20 protein-coding genes, 2 tRNA genes and 2 pseudogenes are annotated in these 23,656 nt (G+C 41.8%); 6 read left to right on the top strand and 18 right to left on the bottom strand.

Translation table 11 applies throughout. The features are described from left to right. Positions 1–12 precede the first annotated feature (12 nt). The 9 genes from deoB to PR725_RS21105 form a co-directional block, all read right to left on the bottom strand. Complete coding sequence (gene deoB, locus PR725_RS21145; protein ID WP_196718581.1) at positions 13–1,236, bottom strand: phosphopentomutase; 1,224 nt, start codon at positions 1,234–1,236, stop codon at positions 13–15. Positions 1,237–1,288: 52 nt separating this feature from the next. After that, positions 1,289–2,611 (bottom strand): thymidine phosphorylase, encoded by a 1,323-nt coding sequence (gene deoA, locus PR725_RS21140; protein ID WP_004914783.1) that lies wholly within the window; start codon positions 2,609–2,611, stop codon positions 1,289–1,291. Between the two features lie 48 nt (positions 2,612–2,659). Further along, a complete protein-coding gene (deoC, locus tag PR725_RS21135) occupies positions 2,660–3,439 on the bottom strand; it encodes a deoxyribose-phosphate aldolase (protein WP_110731409.1) in 780 nt (259 codons plus the stop codon). A 494-nt stretch (positions 3,440–3,933) separates the two neighbouring features. After that, positions 3,934–5,217 (bottom strand): NupC/NupG family nucleoside CNT transporter, encoded by a 1,284-nt coding sequence (locus tag PR725_RS21130; RefSeq protein WP_181937082.1) that lies wholly within the window; start codon positions 5,215–5,217, stop codon positions 3,934–3,936. 305 nt (positions 5,218–5,522) lie between these two features. Further along, positions 5,523–6,308: a TatD family hydrolase gene (locus PR725_RS21125; RefSeq protein ID WP_272523912.1), complete on the bottom strand. Its 786-nt coding sequence runs from the start codon at positions 6,306–6,308 to the stop codon at positions 5,523–5,525. After that, entirely contained in the window at positions 6,301–7,398 is a 1,098-nt protein-coding gene (locus PR725_RS21120; protein ID WP_004914789.1) for a patatin-like phospholipase family protein, read from the bottom strand. Before PR725_RS21120 ends, PR725_RS21125 begins: the two co-directional genes overlap by 8 nt. Positions 7,399–7,530: 132 nt before the next feature. After that, positions 7,531–7,941: a BON domain-containing protein gene (locus PR725_RS21115; protein WP_110731411.1), complete on the bottom strand. Its 411-nt coding sequence runs from the start codon at positions 7,939–7,941 to the stop codon at positions 7,531–7,533. 192 nt (positions 7,942–8,133) lie between these two features. Next, positions 8,134–9,723, bottom strand: coding sequence for a peptide chain release factor 3 (prfC, locus tag PR725_RS21110; RefSeq protein WP_004914793.1), 1,590 nt, complete (start codon positions 9,721–9,723; stop codon positions 8,134–8,136). Positions 9,724–9,925: 202 nt separating this feature from the next. Continuing rightward, positions 9,926–10,990, bottom strand: a complete 1,065-nt coding sequence (locus PR725_RS21105) for a tartrate dehydrogenase (protein ID WP_123382517.1) — start codon at positions 10,988–10,990, stop codon at positions 9,926–9,928. A gap of 102 nt (positions 10,991–11,092) precedes the next feature. Here PR725_RS21105 and PR725_RS21100 point away from each other — a divergent pair, with 102 nt between their 5' ends. Both PR725_RS21100 and PR725_RS21095 read left to right on the top strand, forming a co-directional pair. Then, positions 11,093–12,007: a LysR substrate-binding domain-containing protein gene (locus PR725_RS21100; RefSeq protein ID WP_110731412.1), complete on the top strand. Its 915-nt coding sequence runs from the start codon at positions 11,093–11,095 to the stop codon at positions 12,005–12,007. 34 nt (positions 12,008–12,041) lie between these two features. Beyond that, positions 12,042–12,947, top strand: a complete 906-nt coding sequence (locus tag PR725_RS21095; RefSeq protein ID WP_109911835.1) for a helix-turn-helix domain-containing protein — start codon at positions 12,042–12,044, stop codon at positions 12,945–12,947. 45 nt (positions 12,948–12,992) lie between these two features. Here the strand turns inward: PR725_RS21095 and PR725_RS21920 are convergent. From PR725_RS21920 to PR725_RS21080, 4 genes and pseudogenes are all read right to left on the bottom strand, one after another. Continuing rightward, positions 12,993–13,301, bottom strand: a pseudogene (locus PR725_RS21920) (2Fe-2S iron-sulfur cluster-binding protein); the annotation flags it as partial. A 48-nt stretch (positions 13,302–13,349) separates the two neighbouring features. Beyond that, a pseudogene (locus tag PR725_RS21915) lies at positions 13,350–13,946 on the bottom strand (ferredoxin reductase); the annotation flags it as partial. A gap of 16 nt (positions 13,947–13,962) precedes the next feature. Further along, positions 13,963–15,411: an NAD-dependent succinate-semialdehyde dehydrogenase gene (locus PR725_RS21085; protein WP_123382518.1), complete on the bottom strand. Its 1,449-nt coding sequence runs from the start codon at positions 15,409–15,411 to the stop codon at positions 13,963–13,965. A gap of 38 nt (positions 15,412–15,449) precedes the next feature. Continuing rightward, on the bottom strand, positions 15,450–16,577 hold the full coding sequence (locus PR725_RS21080; protein ID WP_004914806.1) for an aromatic ring-hydroxylating oxygenase subunit alpha: 1,128 nt from the start codon (positions 16,575–16,577) through the stop codon (positions 15,450–15,452). Between the two features lie 322 nt (positions 16,578–16,899). Here PR725_RS21080 and PR725_RS21075 point away from each other — a divergent pair, with 322 nt between their 5' ends. Beyond that, positions 16,900–18,459: a BCCT family transporter gene (locus PR725_RS21075; RefSeq protein WP_196718585.1), complete on the top strand. Its 1,560-nt coding sequence runs from the start codon at positions 16,900–16,902 to the stop codon at positions 18,457–18,459. A gap of 86 nt (positions 18,460–18,545) precedes the next feature. Here PR725_RS21075 and rimI read toward each other — a convergent pair whose 3' ends face one another. Beyond that, complete coding sequence (gene rimI, locus PR725_RS21070) at positions 18,546–18,998, bottom strand: ribosomal protein S18-alanine N-acetyltransferase (protein WP_109911832.1); 453 nt, start codon at positions 18,996–18,998, stop codon at positions 18,546–18,548. Then, entirely contained in the window at positions 18,967–19,377 is a 411-nt protein-coding gene (locus PR725_RS21065) for a DNA polymerase III subunit psi (protein WP_004914814.1), read from the bottom strand. The genes rimI and PR725_RS21065 overlap by 32 nt, the downstream gene beginning before the upstream one ends. A 133-nt stretch (positions 19,378–19,510) precedes the next feature. Between PR725_RS21065 and rsmC the strand changes: the two genes are divergently transcribed. From rsmC to PR725_RS21050, 3 genes are all read left to right on the top strand, one after another. Continuing rightward, positions 19,511–20,524 (top strand): 16S rRNA (guanine(1207)-N(2))-methyltransferase RsmC, encoded by a 1,014-nt coding sequence (gene rsmC, locus PR725_RS21060; RefSeq protein WP_272570376.1) that lies wholly within the window; start codon positions 19,511–19,513, stop codon positions 20,522–20,524. Positions 20,525–20,719: 195 nt separating this feature from the next. Continuing rightward, positions 20,720–20,805 (top strand) — tRNA-Leu (locus PR725_RS21055). Positions 20,806–20,852: 47 nt separating this feature from the next. Then, a tRNA-Leu gene (locus PR725_RS21050) sits at positions 20,853–20,938 on the top strand. Positions 20,939–21,047: 109 nt separating this feature from the next. On the opposite strand, the gene PR725_RS21045 is transcribed toward PR725_RS21050, so the two are convergent. From PR725_RS21045 to phoA, 3 genes are all read right to left on the bottom strand, one after another. Then, positions 21,048–21,302, bottom strand: coding sequence for a DUF1435 family protein (locus tag PR725_RS21045; RefSeq protein WP_004914817.1), 255 nt, complete (start codon positions 21,300–21,302; stop codon positions 21,048–21,050). 118 nt (positions 21,303–21,420) lie between these two features. Continuing rightward, complete coding sequence (locus PR725_RS21040) at positions 21,421–21,951, bottom strand: GNAT family N-acetyltransferase (protein ID WP_117162881.1); 531 nt, start codon at positions 21,949–21,951, stop codon at positions 21,421–21,423. A gap of 206 nt (positions 21,952–22,157) precedes the next feature. Next, entirely contained in the window at positions 22,158–23,597 is a 1,440-nt protein-coding gene (gene phoA / locus PR725_RS21035) for an alkaline phosphatase (RefSeq protein WP_004914820.1), read from the bottom strand. Positions 23,598–23,656: the final 59 nt, after the last annotated feature.

Genomic DNA, 23,656 nt, shown 5'->3' with positions numbered 1-23,656 from the left:
GGGTAATGGGTGTTAGAGCATTGGTTTACCATACTCCATCGGCGACAAATCAAAGTACTTAGCGACTGTCTGCCCAATGTCCGCGAACGTTTCACGGTGACCTAATGAGCCAGGTTTAACTTTTGGTCCATAAATCAGTACTGGGATGTGCTCACGGGTATGGTCTGTACCTGGCCAAGTTGGGTCACAACCGTGGTCAGCGGTTAAAATCAGAATGTCATCTTCTTTAACTAATTTCATTAGTTCAGGTAAACGACGGTCGAACAATTCTAATGCTGCGGCATAACCAGCCACATCACGGCGGTGGCCGTATGCTGAGTCAAAGTCCACAAAGTTAGTGAAAACGATGGTGTTATCACCCGCCAGTTTCATTTCTTCTACCGTTGCATCGAACAGTGCATCAATACCTGTGGCTTTAATTTTCTTAGTGATACCAACATGAGCGTAAATATCAGCAATTTTACCGATAGAAACCACTTCACCTTGTTTTTCATCAACTAATTTTTTCAATACTGTTGGTGCTGGTGGCTCTACCGCTAAGTCATGACGGTTACCTGTACGTGTGAAGTTACCGGCTTTATCACCAACAAATGGACGCGCGATAACACGGCCAATGTTATAACCACCTTTGGTTAACTCTTCACGTGCGATTTCGCACAGCTCATACAGTTTATCTAAGCCATAAGTTTCTTCGTGGCACGCAATTTGGAATACGGAGTCAGCAGAGGTATAGAAAATCGGTTTACCGGTTTTCATGTGCTCTTCACCCAGTTGATCGAGGATAACTGTACCGGATGAATGGCAGTTACCTAAATAGCCCGGCAAGTTTGCTTTCTTGACTAAAGTATCCAGCAGCTCTTGTGGGAAGCTGTTTTCTTCATTAGAGAAATAACCCCAATCAAATAGCACAGGTACACCCGCAATTTCCCAGTGACCTGACGGGGTATCTTTACCCGAAGAAATTTCGCTCGCATAAGCGTATGCGCCAATAATTTCTGCATTAGGATCAAGGCCTGCAGGGAATGAACCGCTTGATTCTTCTCCTGCTTTACCTAAACCTAATTTTGTTAAATTCGGTAAATGCAGAGGCCCTTTACGACCAATATCCGCTTCGCCACGTGCGCAAGCATCTGCAATGTGACCCAGTGTGTTTGAGCCTTCATCACCAAATTTATGTGCATCGTGTGCAGCACCGATCCCAAAGGAATCCAAAACCATAATAAATGTGCGTTTCATATTTTTCTCCTGCGGTATTTTTAAATACGATATACCACTAAAATCTTGTGTATTACTCGCTGATTTGGCGATAAACCATTGGTGTAGCTTCAGGTGCTTTATCACCAATCACCATCGCTTCACGCACTTCCTTCGCGGCTTCTTCCCACGCTTTTTCACTATTTGCATGGATAATTGCCAGTGGCGTTTGGGTATCCACTTTGGCACCTAACGCAGCGATATCACTCAAACCAACACTATAATCAATTGGGTCTGTCGCTTTACGACGACCACCACCTAAAGTCACGACAGACATTCCCAGCGCACGTGTATCCATTTGCGTGATAATGCCGTCTTTTGGTGCATAAACCGCTTTGCTCAGCACTGCAGTCGGCAGGTATTTGTTGTAATTTTCAACAAAATCAGCTGGCCCTTTTTGCGCTGCAACCATACGGCCAAACACTTCTGCCGCTTTACCATTGTCTAATACTGCCTGTAATTTTTGACGTGCTTCTTCGCGGTTTGCGGCTAATGAGCCAGACACTAACATTTCTACGCATAGCGCCATGGTGACTTCATAAAGACGTGGATTACGGTATTCACCTGTCAAAAATTGTACAGCTTCACGCACTTCAACGGCGTTACCGGCACTGGATGCCAGTACTTCATTCATATCAGTTAATAATGCGGTGGTTTTACACCCTGCGCCATTCGCGACTTTAACAATAGACTCAGCTAGCTGTTCTGACTTCTCATAAGTTGGCATAAATGCACCTGAGCCAACTTTAACGTCCATCACCAGAGCATCAAGGCCTTCTGCCAATTTTTTACCTAAGATTGAAGCCGTAATTAGCGGAATAGAATCTACTGTCGCAGTGATATCACGGGTCGCATAAAAACGTTTATCTGCAGGTGCTAATGAATTGGTTTGCCCAATAATTGCTACCCCGACATCTTTGATAATGTCACGGAAACGCGCATCATCTGGGAAAATATCGAAATTAGGGATCGCTTCGAGTTTATCTAATGTGCCACCGGTGTGGCCTAAACCACGGCCTGAGATCATCGGTACATAGCCACCACACGCTGCGACCATTGGGCCGAGCATTAATGAAGTGACATCACCCACACCACCAGTTGAATGTTTATCAACTAATGGGCCATTGAGATTGAGTGATTTCCAGTTCAGCACCGTTCCTGAATCACGCATAGCTAGCGTTAATGCAACACGCTCAGGCATGGTCATATCATTAAAATAGATAGTCATTGCCAATGCAGCAATTTGACCTTCTGAAACTGAGTTATCGCGAACACCATTGATAAAGAAACGAATCTCTTCTTCGCTTAATGGCTTACCATCACGTTTTTTACGGATAATTTCTTGTGCCAGAAACACAATATGCTCCTTTAAAGTCGAATTTATCGGCTAACAATATTGCGAAAATTAATAGCTACTGCTTGATTTTTTAACGTCAAAACCCAGCGTATTTAATAAATTTGCTAATAAACTAGAAGCACCAAAACGGAAATGACGGCTATCTGCCCAATTATCACCTAAAATTCGACCAGCTAACGCTAAATATTCTGCCGCTTCTTCTGCGGTACGTACGCCACCAGCAGGTTTAAAACCAACAGTTTTTTCCACACCCATATCATGAATGACTTGCATCATGATTTCTGCGCTTTCTAATGTTGCATTAACAGGCACTTTACCTGTTGAGGTTTTAATAAAATCAGCACCCGCTTTAATGGAAATTTCAGAAGCTTTACGGATTAATGCCGCATCTTTTAACTCACCGGTTTCAATGATCACTTTCAACAGCACATTGGCTGCCGCGCAAGCGTCTTTACAGGCTTTCACTAAGTCAAAACCAATTTTCTCATTACCGGCAATCAATGCGCGATAAGGGAATACCACGTCAACTTCATCCGCACCGTAAGCAATCGCCGCTTTAGTTTCAGCTAATGCGATATCAATATCATCGTTACCGTGAGGGAAATTTGTGACCGTTGCAATACGTACATCTGGAGTGCCTTGTTCACGTAATGTTTTACGTGCAATTGGAATAAAACGAGGGTAAATACAGATTGCTGCTGTATTGCCTGCAGGGCTTTTCGCCTGATGGCACAGTGCGATGACTTTCGCATCAGTATCGTCATCATTTAAAGTGGTTAAATCCATAAGGGACAGCGCGCGTTGTGCGGCCGCTTTTAAATCAGTCATATAACTCTCCAACGTAGTTAATTCTTCAGAACGACACGTTCTTTGTTGGCGAGCGGGCTTGGTTCCTTAAAGATGCTAGTCGGATGCTTTCCGAACTGAGCAGCTGAGATCCTTCTCACCGCATCATGCCCTAGAGTCCTAGACTCTGAGAACTAGCAGTTCCATAGCAGCTTACTAATGCCTATTTGACCATGGAATGATGCCATTTTATGTGCTACAAATCACATTAATCGACTGAATGTTACATTATTAAAATAAAAAATGTGATCACAATCTAATTATAACATCTCTCGCCATCCATTTTTCTCTCAAATGGCTTTTCAATATATTCTTCATCATTAATTGACTAAGTTAAGAATAGTTGAAAATTTACGATTGATATAAAAAGTCACAAAAGAATATAGCGAATCAAAATGAAAACGGAAGGACTATTGCCCTTCCGATTGACTTATTTGAGTTTGAGATGATATTAATCTTACCACCAGATACATAAACTAAATGACTGCTGCTGCGCCTAATGTCAAGAAAAAGCCAGCAATCGTTGCACTCATTAAGTTAGACAGGGTACCGGCCATAACCGCTTTCATACCTAAGCGAGCAACATCACCACGGCGATTTGGCGCCATTCCGCCTAAGCCACCGAGTAAGATAGCGACGGATGAAAGGTTAGCAAAACCACATAATGCAAACGAAATAATCGCTTTAGTATGGTCAGAAAGTACTTGTTTACCTGCCGCCAGAACTTCAGCATCCGCTTTCATGTATTCACCAAAATTCATGAATGCAACAAACTCATTCACGACAATTTTTTGGCCGATGAAAGAACCGGCAATTGTCGCTTCACTCCACGGCACACCAATTAAGTATGCGATTGGGGCAAATAACCAACCTAACAATAATTCAAGTGATAATTGTGGATAATCAAACCAGCCACCAATGCCACCTAAGATACCATTGATCAATGCAATCAAAGCGATAAACGCCAATAACATTGCACCCACATTCAGTGCCAGTTGCATCCCTGATGATGCCCCAGAAGCGGCCGCATCAATGATATTAGCAGGGCGTTCATCTTCAGCGACTAAATCTGTCGCATCAACCCTATCTTTTACATCTTCTGTTTCTGGAACCATCAGTTTGGCGAATAACAAACCACCTGGAGCGGCCATAAAGGAGGCCGCAATCAGGTATTCCATCGGTACACCCATTTGTGCATAGCCCGCCAAAACTGAACCCGCGACAGAAGCTAAACCACCACACATAATGGCAAATAACTCTGATGTCGTCATTGTTGCAATATAAGGACGAACAACCAATGGCGCTTCCGTTTGCCCAACGAAGATATTTGCTGTCGCAGATAACGATTCTGTTCTTGAGGTTCCCAATATTTTTTGCAGGCCACCACCAAGTACTTTAATCACTAACTGCATGATCCCTAAGTAGTAAAGGACAGCAATCAATGAAGAGAAGAAAACAATGATTGGCAAAACGCGGAAAGCAAAAATAAAACCACCGCCGCCAAACAGTTCAAACATTTTATCGGAAACCAAACCGCCAAAGATGAAGCTCATCCCATCTTGACCATATCCAATAACTTTAGAAACCGCGTCAGACATCCCTTGGAGCACACTACGCCCCGCAGGAACATAAAGAACAAATGCACCAATGGCTAATTGAATTAAAAATGCGCCGCCAACTGTGCGTAGCCTAATTGCTCGGCGATTGCTGGAAAATAGAATAGCTATCGCGATAAGTACCGCCATTCCGATAATACTCATAATGAGCTGCATGGAAGGATCCCTGTTCACTTTATTTTAGGTTGATATATAAGGAAACGTGTAAGTCGCCTTGACTCTTAGTTTAATGATTATACCTAGTCATCACCAATAACCCGCAATACTCATCACAAATACATACTGCAATAAACAACAAAAATTCAAGTAATGTGATAAAAATCACAAAATCAACTCAGTTTAGTCTGGAAAGGCACTAAAATCCCAATTAGCCACAATAAAAACTAAATAGATTTAAATAGCTAATTAATGAAATTATATAAATATTATTTATGATTATGTATACGGTTTTACTGAGGAAGATTAAATAACGACAAACTATTGTTGTAAAGTTGTTGGGCTATTTCTGCAGGGGATTCGTGGCGAAGCTCACATAATGAACGAAAAACCCACTCAATACGCTCAGGTCGATTTGGCTCGCCTTGGAAACCTGAAACAGGCATATCGGGGGCATCCGTTTCGAATAATAATGAAGTCAAAGGAAGTTGTGACATCACATCGCGAGTTTTATTCGCTCTTTCATAGGTAATTGTCCCACCCACACCAATATAATAACCCAGCTTAACAAAGGCTTGCGCTTGAGATAGGCTACCAGCAAAGCCATGTACGACTCCACGAGCAGGAACATCAAAACGACGCAACATCGCCGCTAATGGGTCATGACTTTTGCGTGAATGCAAAATAACTGGTAAATCAAACTGTTTCGCTAGCTTTAATTGGGCGGACAATACCACTTGCTGGCGTTCAAACTGAGGGTTTTGCATATAGAGGTCGAGCCCTATTTCCCCTATCGCCACACACTTTTTATTTTTTTGGTTAAGATAATCAACCAAAATATCAATGTGTTGCTCTTGAAACTGGCTCAAATATAACGGATGAAACCCCATAGCTGCATGCAACTGCGAATACCGCTGTGCCAGTTGCCAAACTCGTGCAAAATTATCCACACTCACGGTAGGAATAACAATATCACTCACGCCACTTTGTCGAGCAAGCTGCAAACTTTCAGCGAAGGAATCACTAAAAGGAGGGAAATCAAAATGGCAATGGGTATCGATAAATTGATGTTTAGCCATCACGGTTTTCATTTGCTGATATTGCGGCCAAAGGCATTGACGTGACAGGCTCTGCCACCAATTCCGGAATGAGTTCGTTCGGTACTTGTGGCTCAAGCTGAATATCTAATGGGTTAGACTCAATTTTTTGTGCCAAGGTATGGCTAAAGCGATTTGTGTTGTGCTCAAAGGCATTACCCAGTGCAGCAATAAAATAACGACCACACCGGCGCCCCGTATGGTAATCTTGATTAAGCGAAGACACCTTACTACCCAGTGCACTGCTTTTCAGTGGAACAGGTGGATAAATCTCAAAGACTTGTACATCTTTTGGTGGGTTTTCAATAAATTCTTGTGTTCTACGGTAGCTTTTCAGATGAACTTTCAGCATCGCAGCCATACGTTGTAGGCCATTCTTATCCCCTTCCAGCCACCGAGTCATTCTTTTCACCCATTCAGGGGTAAAATACATTTGGGAAGGCACGGTACGGATCACCACAATAGTCTCTGCACCGCGGCGGTATGCCTCTTCAACTGGGATAGCTGCACTAATGCCACCATCTTGGTAAAGCGTGCCATCAAATTCGACACCTGCCCGGTAAAAGCCAGGGATAGCGCTGGATGCGCGAATAATATCGAGCCAATTGTCAGCGTCAGGTTTTAGAAAAGCGGCTGAAAAATCATCACTGCGGCTTGCTCCCATATAGAATTCACGACCTGAATTTAATAAATCGAGCCCTGCTTGTATACGTAATGGGAATTCTTTTGCTGTGGTGTCGACGAGCCAATCTAAATCAATCAGATGGCCTCCACGGATAAAGCGTAGTGGATTAAAAAATGCCGAATTGGTCGTATAGCGAGTGATCACACGGCGCGCATAACCCGCTTGCCCACAAATATACGCAGACAGGTTTTGAGCCCCTGCTGAAGTACCTATCATCAGATCAAAAGGGTTGAAGTCAGAAATAAGAAACTCATCCAGTACACCCGCTGTAAAAATCCCTCGTTGGCCGCCACCTTCACAAATCAGGGCAGTTTTTCCCGAGTTAATATTATCAAAGAATGCAAGCGGCTCAATCGTGCCAAGTGTAACTGAAACGTGTTTTCCCATAATGCCTCTAGATGACAGAAGTTCATTTGAAATAGCTCAAAAACAGAATGAGCTTCCTTTTGAAAGCCCACCCTATCAAGATTGTACAATAAATATTCAGCAATATGAGCTATTGAGACATTTATTTATAGATTAGTTAGCAATCACTAAACCATTTTGTACTGATTTTACCCCTTTAACTTGAGAGGCGACTTGGGTAATTTTATCTATCTGATCGGCTGATTTTACAAAGCCTGATAAGTAAACAACACCATTGACGGTTTTAACTGATACGCTGTTACTCGAAATACCTTTCGTACCCAGTAATTTTCCTTTTACGTCCGCAGTAATCGCTGAGTCATCAATGTACTCACCGGTATTTTTAGCGCCACTCGAAATGGCATTCCCAGTGTCTTTACCGGCCATTTCCACTGTCTTAGATGCACTGTCCCATGTTTCTGAAGCTTGTTTTTTCAAAGCACTATCCGATGATGAGCTACAAGCTGCTAGCGTCCAGCTCAACCCAATAACTCCTAACACGCTCAATAGTTTTGCTTTTTTCATAAAAACCTTCCTTTCACTGCAATGGACAACGAATAATATAGCCTAAGTAAAAAAATATAAAAAATAAAGAGAAAGGTAATAAAGACAGAATATTCTTGATGATAAGCACCAAAAAACAGAAAAAGAAGCTTTAAATGAAGTTCGAAATAAGATGACCCACTGACTATTGTTAGCCGTGGGCCATCAACGCAATTAGTGTTCGCGTGTTTTGCGGAATTTAACGTCAGGGTAACGTTCACTGGTGAGGTTAAGATTCACCATAGTCGGTGCGATATAAGATAAGTTATCGCCACCATCAAGGGCTAAGTTTTGCTCATTTTTGCGTTTAAACTCTTCGAATTTCTTCGCATCATCACACTCAACCCAACGCGCAGTAGAAACGTTAACGGCTTCATAGATAGCTTCAACGTTATATTCGCTTTTCAAACGTGAAACCACCACATCAAACTGCAGCACCCCTACAGCACCAACAATTAAATCATTGTTAGTTAACGGGCGGAAAACCTGTACCGCCCCCTCTTCAGATAACTGAACGAGGCCTTTTAACAGTTGTTTTTGCTTTAATGGGTCACGTAAACGAATACGGCGGAATAATTCAGGTGCAAAGTTAGGAATCCCCGTAAACTTGAGTTCTTCACCTTGCGTGAAGGTATCACCGATTTGAATCGTGCCATGGTTGTGTAACCCAATGATATCCCCTGCATAGGCGTTTTCGACCTGAGAGCGATCCCCCGCCATAAAGGTTAAAGCATCAGAAATAACCACATCTTTTTTGATACGCACTTGGCGTAGTTTCATGCCTTTTTCATAAGTACCTGAAACAATACGCATAAATGCAACACGGTCACGGTGTTTCGGGTCCATATTCGCTTGAATTTTAAATACGAAACCGGTGAATTTTTCTTCTGTCGCATTCACTTGGCGTAAATCTGTTTGGCGTGGCTGCGGCTGTGGAGCCCATTCAACTAAGCCATCTAACATATGGTCAACACCAAAGTTACCTAATGCAGTGCCGAAAAAGACAGGGGTTAATTCACCCTGCAAAAATGCATCATGGTCAAATTCATGGGATGCCCCTTGAACCAATTCCAGCTCATCGCGTAACTGCGCGGCTAGTTCCTCACCAACAGCGGCATCGAGATCGGGGTTGTTTAACCCTTTAATTATACGGACTTCTTGAATCGTATGCCCTTGGCCTGTTTGGTATAGGATTGTTTCATCACGTAATAAATGATAAACACCCTTGAATAGTTTACCGCAACCGATAGGCCATGTGATTGGACAACAAGCAATTTTCAGCTCATTTTCCACTTCATCCATTAATTCCATTGGATCACGAATATCACGGTCCAATTTATTCATGAAAGTTAAGATTGGAGTATCACGTAGGCGGGTAACTTCCATCAGCTTACGTGTCCGGTCTTCAACCCCTTTACCGGAGTCAATCACCATCAAGCAGCAGTCAACCGCCGTTAATGTACGGTAAGTATCTTCGGAGAAGTCTTCGTGCCCTGGGGTATCCAGTAAGTTAACAAGACAATCATTATAAGGAAACTGCATGACAGAGGTAGTAATCGAAATACCACGCTGCTTTTCCATTTCCATCCAGTCAGATTTAGCGTGTTGATTAGAGCCACGGCCTTTTACCGTACCTGCACGTTGAATAGCATGCCCGAACAATAACACTTTTTCAGTGATTGTGGTTTTACCCGCATCGGGGTGGGATATGATAGCAAACGTTCTGCGTGTGCTAACTTCATGGAGAAAGTTCTGATCTGTCATTTAACCGTTCTTTTCGTTTATATACAGATTTGTATAAGCATTCGAAGAGGCTCAATGTGGCTCTTGGCGTCGCAAATCCGTCTTGTTAATCAAAATTGGCGGATATTTTCGCAGATCTTGGGGGTATTAACAATCAAAGCATCGAGGAACAGGCAAAACAGTCCCCCGATAGCTCACTAAATTGGCTCAATAAATACCGCCTTTAGGCACTGACTAAACGGGTAATTTCATCCCCTAGCGCCTGTGTACTAGCATTGCCTCCCATATCGCGAGTCAAATGTTGACGTTGTTTAATCGCTGTTTCTACTGCGGACATGATAGAATCATGCATCTCGAGACATCCCAAATGCTGCATCATCATGGCTGCAGCCCAAATCGTACCAATCGGGTTGGCAATATTTTGCCCTGCGATATCAGGTGCTGACCCGTGAACAGGCTCAAACATCGATGGGAATTGTTTTTCTGGGTTAATATTGGCCGATGGCGCAATCGCAATAGTTCCCGTACAAGCAGGTCCTAAATCAGACAAAATATCACCAAACAGGTTTGACCCGACAATCACATCGTAGAACTCTGGCATTCTCACTAAGTTTGCTGCAAAAATATCAATATGGAATTGGTCAACTTTGATATCTGGGTATTGCTTCGCCATTTCGGCTACACGGCTATCCCAATAAGGCATTGAATGAAATAGCCCGTTAGATTTCGTCGCTGAACTTAAATGTTTTTTCTCGCGTGACTGCGCCAAATCAAAAGCATATTTTAAGATACGGTCGGTACCTTTACGGGTAAAAATACTTTGTTGCAATACCAGTTCTTCATCCGTACCTTCGTACTGAATACCGCCAATCGCAGAATATTCCCCTTCAACGTTTTCACGCACGACATAAAAATCAATATCTCCCGGTTTTTTATCTGCTAGTGGGCATTTAATGCCATCAAATAAGCGTACAGGGCGTAAGTTAACATATTGGTTAAAAGCGCGGCGGATGGGTAATAGCAGCCCCCATAATGAAATATGATCAGGAACACCAGGGAACCCTACCGCGCCGAGGAAAATCGCATCAAATTTTTGCAACTGTTCTAAGCCATCTTCAGGCATCATGCGCCCAGTACGGTGATAGGTTTCGCACGACCAATCAAAATGGGTAAAGTTAAGTTTTACATTGTGTTTATTGGCTGCTGCTACTAATACTTTTAATCCTTCAGGGATCACTTCGGTACCAATACCATCACCAGGAATAACCGCTATATTAAATTGTGACATTGTGAAAACCTCTGATAAATGAATTATGTCTGTTTGTTCTCCAGTTTAGGGGTTGCTGTGATAAAGTATAGATATGAAGTGTAATCCTTAGGTTTACAAACTATGAACAAGCTTCCTTCGTTAGAGGATATCCGCGTTTTTGTCACAGTTGCCCGCTTGATGAGTTTCTCTCAAGCGGCTTCACAGCTGTTAGTGTCCCCAGCTTATGTTTCTAAACGCATTAAATTGCTAGAAGAAAATTTAGGACAAACTTTATTTTTTAGGACTGCTCGCTCAATTAAGCTAACTCACGAAGGGCAAATTATTTTACGTAGCAGTGAAGTGATGCTAGCTGAATTGGAACAGATGCAACAGCAACTCAACGCCTGTCGTGAAGAGATCCGCGGCTCACTGCGTATCAGTTGTAGCACAGGGTTTGGCAGTACTTATATTAACCCGTTTATCCTCACACTACGGGGAAATTATCCTTTATTAGGTATTGATCTCACTTTAACCGATAAGTCTGTCGATATTATTAGTGAAAACATTGATGTTGATATCTGTATTGGCGGTGCAATAGCAGAGCAATTTATTGCAAGGCGAATTGCACAAAACCAACGAATTTTGTGCGCTTCACCAACCTATTTAGCAAAACACGGCTACCCAAAATATCCACAAGAGTTAGAACAAAAACACTTTTGTATTGCGATTAAAGAGCGCAACCAAGCCCCCGCCGTATGGAAGCTTGAACAACAGCAAGAAAGTATGACGGTCACCCCCAATAGCAAATTAACCGTCAACAATGGTGAAGTCGCTAAACAATGGTGTTTAAGTGGCGAAGGGATCCTATTGCGCTCCCAATGGAGTGTGCAGCCTGAGTTACAGTCTGGCCAATTAGTACGAGTGTTACCGCAATGGCACCAAACCGCAGATGTTTATGCTGTATATTCGAGAAGTCTCCGAACGAGTGCTAATCTTAGAGTCTTTATCGAAAATCTAGAGCAATACCTTGCTACTCACTTATCACATGGTTTTTAGTTAACCCCATAAGTTATAAGGTAAACATGAATTGATGACAGAAACAGAGACATTCAAAGAACGTTTGTTGAAATTGCTAAAACAGAAAAAAATGAGTCAATTAAAAGCAGCTGAAGCCCTTGGGGTTTCCCGAACGGCGGTTAATAAGTGGACAAAAGGCGGTATGATTGATGAAGATAATCTTGAAAAGCTCGCCACGTTATTGGATGTCGACAAAATATGGTTGAAATACGGTGAATATACCAATAACCAAGTTACTGTTAGCAATTCAGGTGTCATGCGCAACATCAACGAAGTTCATCTTCAAGAGTCGGCAGATATCGTGACATGGGAGTGGGACTTATTAACGGGAGAATTGAACTACTCGGACAACGTTGAAGCCGTTTATGGCATTAAAATCACCAGTAATGAAGATTTCTGGGCCTTAATGAGCCATGACTCCAAAGAAAAACTGGTCAATGGATATTCTAAAATTATCCGTGAAGGTGGTGCCCATGAAATGGATTTTAAAATTAACTGGGAAGACGATTACCGCTGGATCACCTCCCGAGCGACAGGGGTTAAAGGCCCGAATGGCAAAGTGACAAAACTGGTTGGGATCAGCTTAGACAACACAGAACGTAAAAATACCGAACTGCGCCTGCGTAAAATCAAATGCTATTTCGACGTCTTATTGTCCCATTTCAATCATTTAGTCGTATTTACCGATAAAGCAGGTGAAATATTAGCCAGCAACTTACACAACCAATCGACTGAAATAGATTACCTTGAACTACAACGTTTATTGTATCAATTAGTGATCAACCATAAGCCATGGTTAGATGAAGTATTTCGCACTGGGCGGGGGCAAATCGTATTTCAAGATAAGCAAATTACGGCTTATCAACACTTTAATGATGAAAAACAGCCTTTTTTAATGTTTGAATTAAAAGATATTTAAAACCAGTATCTTGCCCCACTTATGGCTAAAGCGGGGCAGCTTTGATTATAAATCAAGAACTAATCGTTTAGATTTAGCTCGCGAAACACACAACATCATCGTTTTTTGCTCGGCTTTTTCATCATCATCAAGGTAGTGGTCACGGTGGTCGGCCTCTCCCTCAAGTATCGCCGTCTCACAAGTCCCACAAACTCCATTACGGCATAAACATTCCACGTTAATGCGCTTATCAGCTTCGATTACCTGTAAAATAGACTCGTCTTTACCCACTTCCAAACTAAAGCCTGAACGTTGAAAATAGACCTCAAATGAATCCCCTTCACTGGCAATTTCACCAAAATTTTCAAAATGAACCTGTGATTCGCCAAGGTGCTGATGACCCTTTTCAATCACCTCATTAATTAATGATTGAGGGCCACATACATACAGATGGCTATTACTCGCTTGTGCTTTAACCAATTGTTCGACAGACATTCGCTGCCCTTGGCTGCTGTCATAAAGAAATAACCGCGAGCCAATACGCTGTTGTAAATGTTCAAGAAATGCCGCTGTTGCACTATCACGAAAACAGTAATGAAGCTCAAAATCCATTTCATTTTCTTCTAGCTCATAGAGATAAGAAAGAAAAGGCGTGATCCCAATCCCACCTGCGATCAAAATATGCTTACATTGGTTATCCGCAGCTAATGAGAAAAAATTCTGCGCTGGGGACAAATATAAACTATCCCCAGCAGATAGGTGCTCATGCATAAATGCCGAACCGCCTTTCGAATTTTCATCACGTAAGACTGAAATACAATAGCTTCCACATTGCTGTGGGTCACTGATTAATGAATATGCACGTTGCAAACCAGCCTGCTCACCCATATGAACGGTGACATGACTACCTGCGCTAAAAGGCATTAGCGCGCCCTCTTGTGCAACAAACTCGAACATTTTGATATTTGGGCTAATTTGCTCAATTCGACTGACATTGACTGCAATTTTTTGTTGGTTCATCACAGTGCCCCTCTCATTATTCAATATCTAAACACAGATACTTAGTACTTAAATAATCCTCAATGCCATATCGAGAGCCTTCTTTTCCTAAACCTGATTGTTTTACTCCTCCAAAAGGAGCAACTTCATTAGAAATTAAGCCTGTATTGATACCTACCATGCCACTTTGCAGTTTTTCAGCAACGCGGTAAACACGGCTAACATCACGAGAAAAGAAATAAGCCGCTAAGCCATAAATCGTATTATTGGCACGAGCAATCACTTCATTTTCATCACTAAAACGAATCAATGTTGCAATAGGACCAAAGATTTCTTCATGAACAATCCTCATTGAGTCATCAACATCAACAAGAACTTTTGGATTAAAGAAATTGCCATACTCCGCCACTTCGCTACCTAAGGTTAATTGGTGTGCCCCTTTCGCGAGTGCATCTTGCAGTAACTCATTCATACCATCAATGGCACGTGTTGTTATCATAGGCCCAATATCCGTTCCTATTTCAAGGCCATTACCGACTTGCAATTTGTCGACTTCTGCAACGAACTTGGACTGAAATTCATCGAAAATAGCATCTTGAAGATAAAAACGGTTCACACAAACACAGGTTTGCCCGCCATTACGAAACTTCGCTTGCACCGCACTTTTTACCGCTTTATCAATATCTGCATCATCAAAAACAATAAAAGGCGCATTTCCCCCCAGTTCGAGTGATGTTTTTTTAATTGTCGATGCACACTGCTCAGACAATACTCGGCCAACTTGCGTTGAACCGGTGAATGAAAACTTACTAATAAGCTCATGTTTAGTTAGACGTTCACCTAAAACACGAGAATCCCCAGTAATGATATTGAATATCCCTGCGGGAATGCCCGCTTCATCGGCCAACTGAGCGAGGGCAAGTGCCGTAAAAGGCGTTTCAGTCGCTGGCTTGATGATAATACTACAACCCGCAGCCAGTGCTGGAGCCGCTTTACGAGTGATCATCGCTGCGGGAAAATTCCACGGAGTAATCGCACTGCAAACACCGATCGGCTGCTTGATTGTCGAAAGACGGTTACTTCCCACCGTTTGAGGGATGGTTTCCCCATAAACACGTTTCCCCTCCTCCGCAAACCATTCGATAAAAGAAGCCGCATAGCGAATTTCACCTTTTGCCTCATGCAACGGCTTACCTTGTTCAAGAGTCATTAAACGCCCAAGATCATCAACATGGGCTTCAATCAGCTCAAACCAGTGGCGTAAAATGATAGAACGCGCTTTAGCAGTAAGCTTACTCCAATCTTCCATTGCGACATGCGCTTGTTCAATAGCGTCATCCACTTGGGTGACTGACAGGCTGGGAATTGTTCCCAGCACAGATTGGTCAACAGGATTAGTCACAGGGATTTTTTTATCTGAATCAACCCATTGCCCATTGATGTAGCATGACTGACGAAATAGCGCAGGGTGAGTTAAATGATGCATTTGTGACTTCTCCTTTTGTTTTTTTATGGATAACGTGATTACTCAGTGTGTGCGCCAGCAACAATTTTGTGGAAATGGGCAACACCATGTTCACTAATTCCACTACGCTGTCTGTCAGCCATAATGCGCCCTTGGCCTCGGTAACCTCGTGATCGCAATCCTTTTTGTACACTTTCCACCAAGCGCAGATCTTCTGGGCGGAATACGGTACGATACCATTCAACTAAGTTTTTCTGATATTCAGTCAGTTCTTCATTGAGGAAATAAATATCATAGTGCTGCAAGGTTTCCCCTGCGTTCACTGGAAACTCATAAATCACCGTCATGAAATCCCCGCCAGGAGGCATATTGAACATGGTGCTTGGCCAAATCCAAAAACCAAAGAAACGAGGGTCTAAAACAGATTCATCAAACTGATAAGAGGACTCAGAGGGTTTTGCTTTACCAATTTGAACAGTCCAATTATCCAATAATTGGTGTTCGTATACGTTAACATCTACGGAACTTGCAAAGCTCACATGGTTAGTTGGACAGTGATAACACTCAATATAGTTATCAACGATGGTTTTCCAATTGGCTGGTGTATGACTAACAAAACGTGCAGCCAATTTTAAATCGCTAATCACCGCACATGCTTCTTGCATTTTTTCGGCTAAGCCTGGAAGCTGCTCTTCAATAGGTTGTGGTTCACCAACTGTCATATTTACATAGATAAACCCTGCATGTTCAATAACATGGAAGCTACTCAATGACATTGCATCTGCTTCAAAATTGTTCACATTCTCACAATTGGTCGCATGTGCTAGTTGACCATCTAACTTGAATGCCCACGCATGGTAAGGGCAAGTAATCACATTTTTGACTTTACCACTTTCACCGCTGATCAACTGGTGTCCACGGTGCGGGCAGACATTATAAAAACCACGCAATACATCATCACGACCACGAACAATCACGAGGCTTTCGCCAATGAGCTCACGAGTGATATACGAATTTTTTTCTTTTACCTCACTAACATGAGCGACACAAACCCATGAATTAGCAAATATTTTTTCTTTTTCATACTCAAAAACATCATTAGACGTGTAATAACGAGCAGGGATTGTCCATGCGTTATCAATATCAAGGTGATCATTAATCGAAATGACTTTAGCTGCATTGCTCATAATTGCCCTCACTTATGTAAACTTATAGTTAACACATTTTTCAGGAATGTTAATGCAGATCGCATTAATGATCAAATGAAATATTGATAAAAATTTAGTCAAAAAGATTTATTTAATAAATAACAATGCATTACATAGATTGTAATTATTTTAACTGTTAATAATTAGTTAATTACTTGTTGACTGCGTAATCTTTGCATGGCTATTCTCTGTAAACCAAAAGTAGCATTTAACAAAAAAGTACCCTTAAAAACAAAACGAGTATTCCCTGCAAGCCAACTCTCATAAAAGAAAAAAATAAGTGAGCAACTGGAGAAGAGGTATGATGAATCACAAAAAATCCGTATTTTACGTGTCGCTAGCCTTTAGTCTGGCGTTAATCAGTTTTGGGGCATTTATTCCTGATAAACTGGAAGCTTTTTCACATTCCGCCTTAAGTTTTATCTATAACAATCTAGGTTGGTTTATCCTAGGTTCCGTTTTTATCTTTTTCAGCTTTTGTATGTTTCTTGGATTTTCCAAATTTGGTCACATACGTCTTGGTGATGACAATGATAAGCCGGAATACAGCACAGTCACTTGGATTGCGATGTTATTCAGTGCCTCAATTGGTATCAGTTTGATGTTCTGGGGAGTGGCAGAGCCTGTTTCCTATTATATCAGCCCACCAGTTGGTCAAGGTTCAACAGAACAGTCGGCCAAAGCAGCCATGCAATATGTCTATCTACACTGGGGGGTTTCCGCATGGGCGTGTTATGCACTCGTCGGTGTGGCTTTGGGCTATTTCCAATTTAGGAAAAAGCTCCCGTCGTCACTTAGTTCTGTTTTCTATCCCTTAATTGGGGATCGGATCTACGGCTCTGTCGGGAAATGGATCAATATATTGGTGATGTTATCGGTCGTTATTGGTATCGCCACATCATTAGGCTTTGGTACACTACAAGTTAACAGTGGTATGAATTACTTATGGGGATTGCCCATTAGTATTTATGTACAAATTGGTTTGATTGCTATCATTACTGTTGTTTATGTTGCTTCGACAATTTCCGGGCTACAAGGGGCAATAAAACACCTATCAAACTTAAATATCATACTTGCTCTAGGATTGATGGCATTTATCTTTCTATCTGGCCCAACCCAAACTATCTTAAAAGTCTTATTCCAAGGCATTGGAGACTACGTCCAAAATTTTGTCAGCATGTCATTTCGCACTGAACCCTATAATGACGGTACTTGGATTGCTAACTGGACACTGTTTTACTTTGGTTGGTGGATAGCATGGGCACCGCTAGTTGGCAGCTTTGTGGCTCGTATATCGAAAGGAAGAACAATCAAAGAATTTATGATTGGCGCAGTATTTATTCCTGTATTAAGTGCTTTTGCTTGGTTTGCAGTCATGGGTGGGTCAGCAATCCATCTTATTCAAAATCTAGGCCAAACAGCACTGGCTGATGCCGTAAAAACCGATGTCACATCCGCATTGTTTAAGTTCTTAGACTATTTCCCTGCATCAACATTTATCAGTATTTTAGCCATTGCCTTAGTGCTGATTTTCTTTATTACTTCTGCTAACTCAGCGGTATTTGTACTGGGAATGGTCAGCGAAAATGGGAACCCAAATCCTTCTCATGTCACTAAAACCATTTGGGGAGTCATTATTGCAGCAATCGCGATCGTGCTAATTATGACAGGTGGATTATCAGGTTTGCAATCCGCACTGGTTGCTATGGCGGTGCCATTATCCATCATGATGCTAATTATGTGTTACTCCACCTATAAAGGCCTCAATGAAGAAGTCAATGCACAAGCTGCAGCCAAAAAAGAGTTAAAAGATAATATCCAAATAATTAGTAAACCTATTCTTCCTGAAATTGAAAAATAATCGTCACTAAAAGCACAAACCCCAGTATGTCTGACAACATATTGGGGTTTTAATTATATTAGTAATAAATTATTTATTACTTAAATTTATTCATCGGAAAATAGAGTTAAAGCAAGTACTAAAGCATCTTCTCGGCCTTTTTTGGCAGGGTAGTAATCTTTACGTACCGTTACTTGGTGAAAACCTAGCTTATCGTATAGATGCAAAGCAGATGCATTTGATTCTCTCACTTCTAACCATAATGTGAGAATGCCTTTCTTTATCAGTTCCTTGATAAGCTCTTCTAGCAACAAGCGGCCATACCCTTTCCCTTGGTAATCAGGGTGGAGAGCAATATTGAATAGGGTCGCCTCATCAAGAACACATTGTGTTATCGCATAACCAATAATTTGATTATTAACAGAAATTTTTAAGTTATGATACTTTTCCCCTTGATTTCCATAAAAAACTCGCTCAGTCCATGGAAAGTCATGGCTTAACTTCTCAATTAAGTACGCAGTTGCAAGATCAGATTGCTTTAGTGTTGAAATTTTCATCATATTGATAAATTTGTTTCCATAGTGCCCGTTTAGCGCTACAGCTTGTACTTAGCTCAGACAAAACAGGTGAAGTAAACATGACTTTTGAACCTTCAGGCTGGATTTCATCACCTAATACCCAACATGGTGTTATTATTGGTGTTGGGATTAAACCTAATTGCTCTGAATTGACACAAACCACATCGTCCTGTGCAATATTCATGGAAAGAAAAACATCTTTTAGCAATTGGCTATTTAAATCAAGGTTCTCATCAGTAATAATAATAAGCTTAGTCGACGCTGGGATCCTTACACCACGTTCACCACGTAACACAGCAGGATTTCTCACCATCCATTGAGTGATCCCCATTTGTTCTAAAAGCCTGTCACGTCGTGTCATTTGATTTTCCAGTCGCAATTTTACAACCACATCTTATCAAAGGGGATTAATAGCGCCAACAGAGCAATGCTATTTCTCTTATCTTTGGTAAGATGTCATCGGTTTTTTTATTATTTTAGGAGATTGACAGAATATGTCATTACTGACACCTGCCAGCGAAGTTATTCAACGCCATCTCGAACATTTTATAGATCGTCATGTCATTTTGGCTGGTGACATTCAGGATGAGCTCGCTGCAACCTTAGAAGCAGCTAGTGTTCGCGTCATCACCAACCAGTATCATCACTGGCAACGCTTACAACCGTTAATGGGTGATATGGCGTTATTCTCTGCCATAACCCCAGCAGAATTTATCCAGCCTTGCGATACTCTCATTTATTTTTGGCAAAAAAACAAGCAAGAAGCCTGCTTCCAACTCGATGACCTTTGTACTCACCTTGCTGCAGGTAGCCAAATTTTTATCGTCGGCGAGAATCGCAGTGGTGTTAAAAGCGCCGAATCTATTATGGAAGGGATCGCTAACTTACAAAAAATCGACTCTGCACGCCGTTGTGGCTTGTACTATGGTGAATTAGAACAACCCACAACCTTTGATATTGCTCGCTGGTGGCGTCATTATCAAATTGATAATGTTAGAATTAATGCATTACCTGGGGTATTTAGCCATAATGAGCTGGATATCGGTAGTGATCTACTATTGTCCACGCTAACTGACCCAATGAGCGGTGATCTGCTTGATCTCGCCTGTGGCAATGGCGTGATCGCTGCGGTGATCGGCTCACAAAACCCAGAGCTCAAACTCACCTTAAGTGATGTCAGTGCGTCTGCGCTTGATTCCGCAGCATCCACTCTTGAGGCCAATAAACTGGTCGGTAAAGTCATCGCAAGTGATGCTTACTCTGATATTAACGATAAATTTGATTGGATTATTTCAAATCCACCATTCCATGATGGCCTAAATACCAGTTATCGTGCGGTTGAAAATATGATTTACCAAGCCCCTAAATACCTGAAAAAAGGTGGACGTTTGCGCATCGTAGCTAATGCTTTCTTACCCTACCCTGATTTGCTCGATAAAGCTTTTGGTAGTCACGAAGTACTTGCCAAAACAGGAAAATTTAAAGTTTACCAAGCAGTTAAGCGTTAATTTAATCGCTAATAATTTAACTAAAGCACAATTTATCATACTACTCATTGGCTGGTGCTCCTTTACCGGCCATTTTTTCATCAATCGAAAAATACTTCATAAAAAAATTATTGACGTTCGTCGAAATTAGCCTAAAATCCGCACCACATTATTGCTGGTTAGAAGCATTGATGAATCAAAGTTTAGTTAGGTATTGCGAGGGTGGCGGAATTGGTAGACGCGCTAGCTTCAGGTGTTAGTGTCCTATGGACGTGGGGGTTCAAGTCCCCCCTTTCGCACCACTAACTTTGTATAAACCACAATAATTTAGTATTGACGAGACAGTATTGCGAGGGTGGCGGAATTGGTAGACGCGCTAGCTTCAGGTGTTAGTGTCCTTCGGACGTGGGGGTTCAAGTCCCCCCTTTCGCACCACTGGTCAGTCATTGTTTATAACACCCTGCCCATTTTGACCTTCCTTGTACGACTAGCGCTGCCCTAATTCTCTATTTTGTTCTGTTTACTTACTGATTAGATTATAGAACTACCTTTGTAGAACAAAGGCCATCATAAAACATGCGAGTGAAATAACTGCGGGGACAATCAATAAACGACGAGAACCGCGATTAAATAGCATCCCAGCGGTTGCTACCATCATGGTAATCATAATGATTTTTAGATTATCTAAGCCCATATTATTGAGTATATAAGCAATGCTCAGCAATATCACAGCAAAAACACCCCAAAGGCCAGCACCTATTCGCCTTAAACCTGTGGTTTTTGATATGCTAGTTGGCATAGTGACCTCAACACCCTTAAATGATAATGATTATCAATCATATCTAGTTTCTAGTAAATTTCAATGCTTTTTTATTTCACCACGCTATAAATTAACACTTATTTTACAAAATACAAACTTACGAAAATAGATAAATAAAATGAATATCTTCGGGCTCCAATGCAAATAATTCAGGGTCAGGCTGGGCAATTAAGGAACAACCGAGATGTTGATAAAAGTGCACCGTATTTTCTGAAGGTGTCGCAGAAATATATAAGCCTTTTGCACCTTTTTGTATCGCCATTTCAGCGCATTGTTGGAATAACATCCCTGCTAAACCTTTACCACGATGTGAGTGGCTCACATGCAGGAAAGACAATTGCAGTAAATTTTTTTGTTCGCCGCGCCACACATTATCTAAACTTGCGGCAGCAATTAGCTTGCCCTGCTCAAAAATACCAAGAAATACCGCTCCTTGGTCATAACTTTCCAACAAATGAGGGGTATAAGCTTCAGGTTCGCCTTCTGGCCAACCTTTCATATCAAACCGCTGCTTGGATAGCACCAACTCACCATTTCGATATAGATAAAGGTTTTCAATTAATTCAGTGCGGTCGATAGACCAAACAGATGGGATTTCCTCTCGTTGCAGTTCGCGAACTTCTCTCATAATGTCATTCTCATTATTCGTGCCTATGAATAAGCACATTTATTGTTATTTAATAAATCAATTTATCAAGATAATGAATAAAAAAAGAAGTGCAAATGTTTAGTACGTTCATTGAGGCATGGTTGAAAAATAAGAAAAAAAAGGGCTAGAAATAAAAAAACTCCCCGCAACATCCTATTGCGGAGAATTTTTACTACAGGGTTGGTTTATTGCTTCAATCCCATTGCATCGCGCATGGTAAAGAACAAATCAGTTTGGTCAGTCAGACCCATTACGTTTGCCGCATGTGGACCATAAGCCGCCACACGTAACTGAGCACCCGTGTGCTCTTGAGAATCATCTTCTTCAGAGTTACCGTAATTTACCACCATCACAGAACCGTCTTTAGTAATCAACGCCTGCGTTAAACCCGTTGACTTAGTGCCTTCAGGAATAATTTGGCTTGAATGTGAATGGTCAGCGGTCACGATAACTAATGTATCACCATGTTTTTTAGCGAAATCTAAGCCGACTTGTACAGCTTGGTCGAGAGCGACAGTTTCACCAATTTGACCACATGGGTTTGCTTTATGGTCTTGCTTATCGATAGAAGCACTTTCAACCTGCAAGAAGAAACCATTTGGGTTGACTTCTAACAGCTCAATCGCTTTTTTCGTCATTTGAGCCAATGTTGGTGCATTCGGGTCTAACTTAGCATTCGGTTTACATTCTAACGGCGCATTGTTGATATTACCGTAATGAACTGCTTTCGGGCCTTCCCATGCAACAGTCATGTTGCCATCATGGAATAAGCCCAGAACAGGTTTATCTTGATTTGCAACAGTAATGCTGTCTAATGACTTAGCGTCACGCACAATATTATACCCACGCTCAATCGCCTGTTGCTCCAACGTTTTACCTTTGTAGTCACCCGCCTTTGCTTCTTGCTTGAAGCTCTTAGCTCCACCACCAAGGGTGACATCTGGGCGAGTTACCAACAGTTGCTCTGAAATTGAACCTCGACCGCCATTTTCTAGCGCGTTAGCCGCACATTTTTCTGCTGTTTCCTCAGGGCCATAACATTTACGCGCACTCACATGCGAAAACTGTGCAGCTGGCGTAGCGTCTTGAATCTCAGAGGTTGTGACGTTACCCGTCGCTTTACCATTACGTTTAGCTATCTCAATTAATGTCTCATGATCGTTGCCAAATACATCAATCCCTAATGCGCCATTGTAGGTTTTTACACCAGAAGACCACGCCGTGGCAGACGCTGCAGAGTCAGTCACATAGTCTGGTTTTTGGGTTTTCTTATCTAACGCATAATGGGTATATTGGCCTGTAATTGGCAAGGCATCGATTCCTTTAAAGAACCCTGAAGCACCTTCTGCATAGTTACGGGCAACGGTTATCTCTGAGTCACCCATACCATCACCAATAAACAGAATCACATTTTTGGCTTGGCCATTGTGAAGTGCCGCTTTCATGATATCAGTTTGCTCTGTCGCTAAACGACGCGCACCACCAAATTTTGTGATATCACCTTGTGCCGCACGGTTTTCTGACACCGCATCATTTTTATCAGCCGCGTAGGCAGGGACTGCACTTCCTAAAATTAAAGTACTTACCGTGACAGCTAAAAGGGATTTCATAAAATTACCAGTCATAACTGTTTCCTTGCCAATCAATAATAAAAAGAGAAAATGTGTATTTCAAATAATGACAG

It is taken from the genome of Providencia sp. PROV255, assembly GCF_028478065.1.
In the GTDB taxonomy this organism is placed as follows: Bacteria; Pseudomonadota; Gammaproteobacteria; order Enterobacterales; family Enterobacteriaceae; genus Providencia; species Providencia rettgeri.
This window is presented reverse-complemented; position numbering and strand designations above follow the sequence as displayed.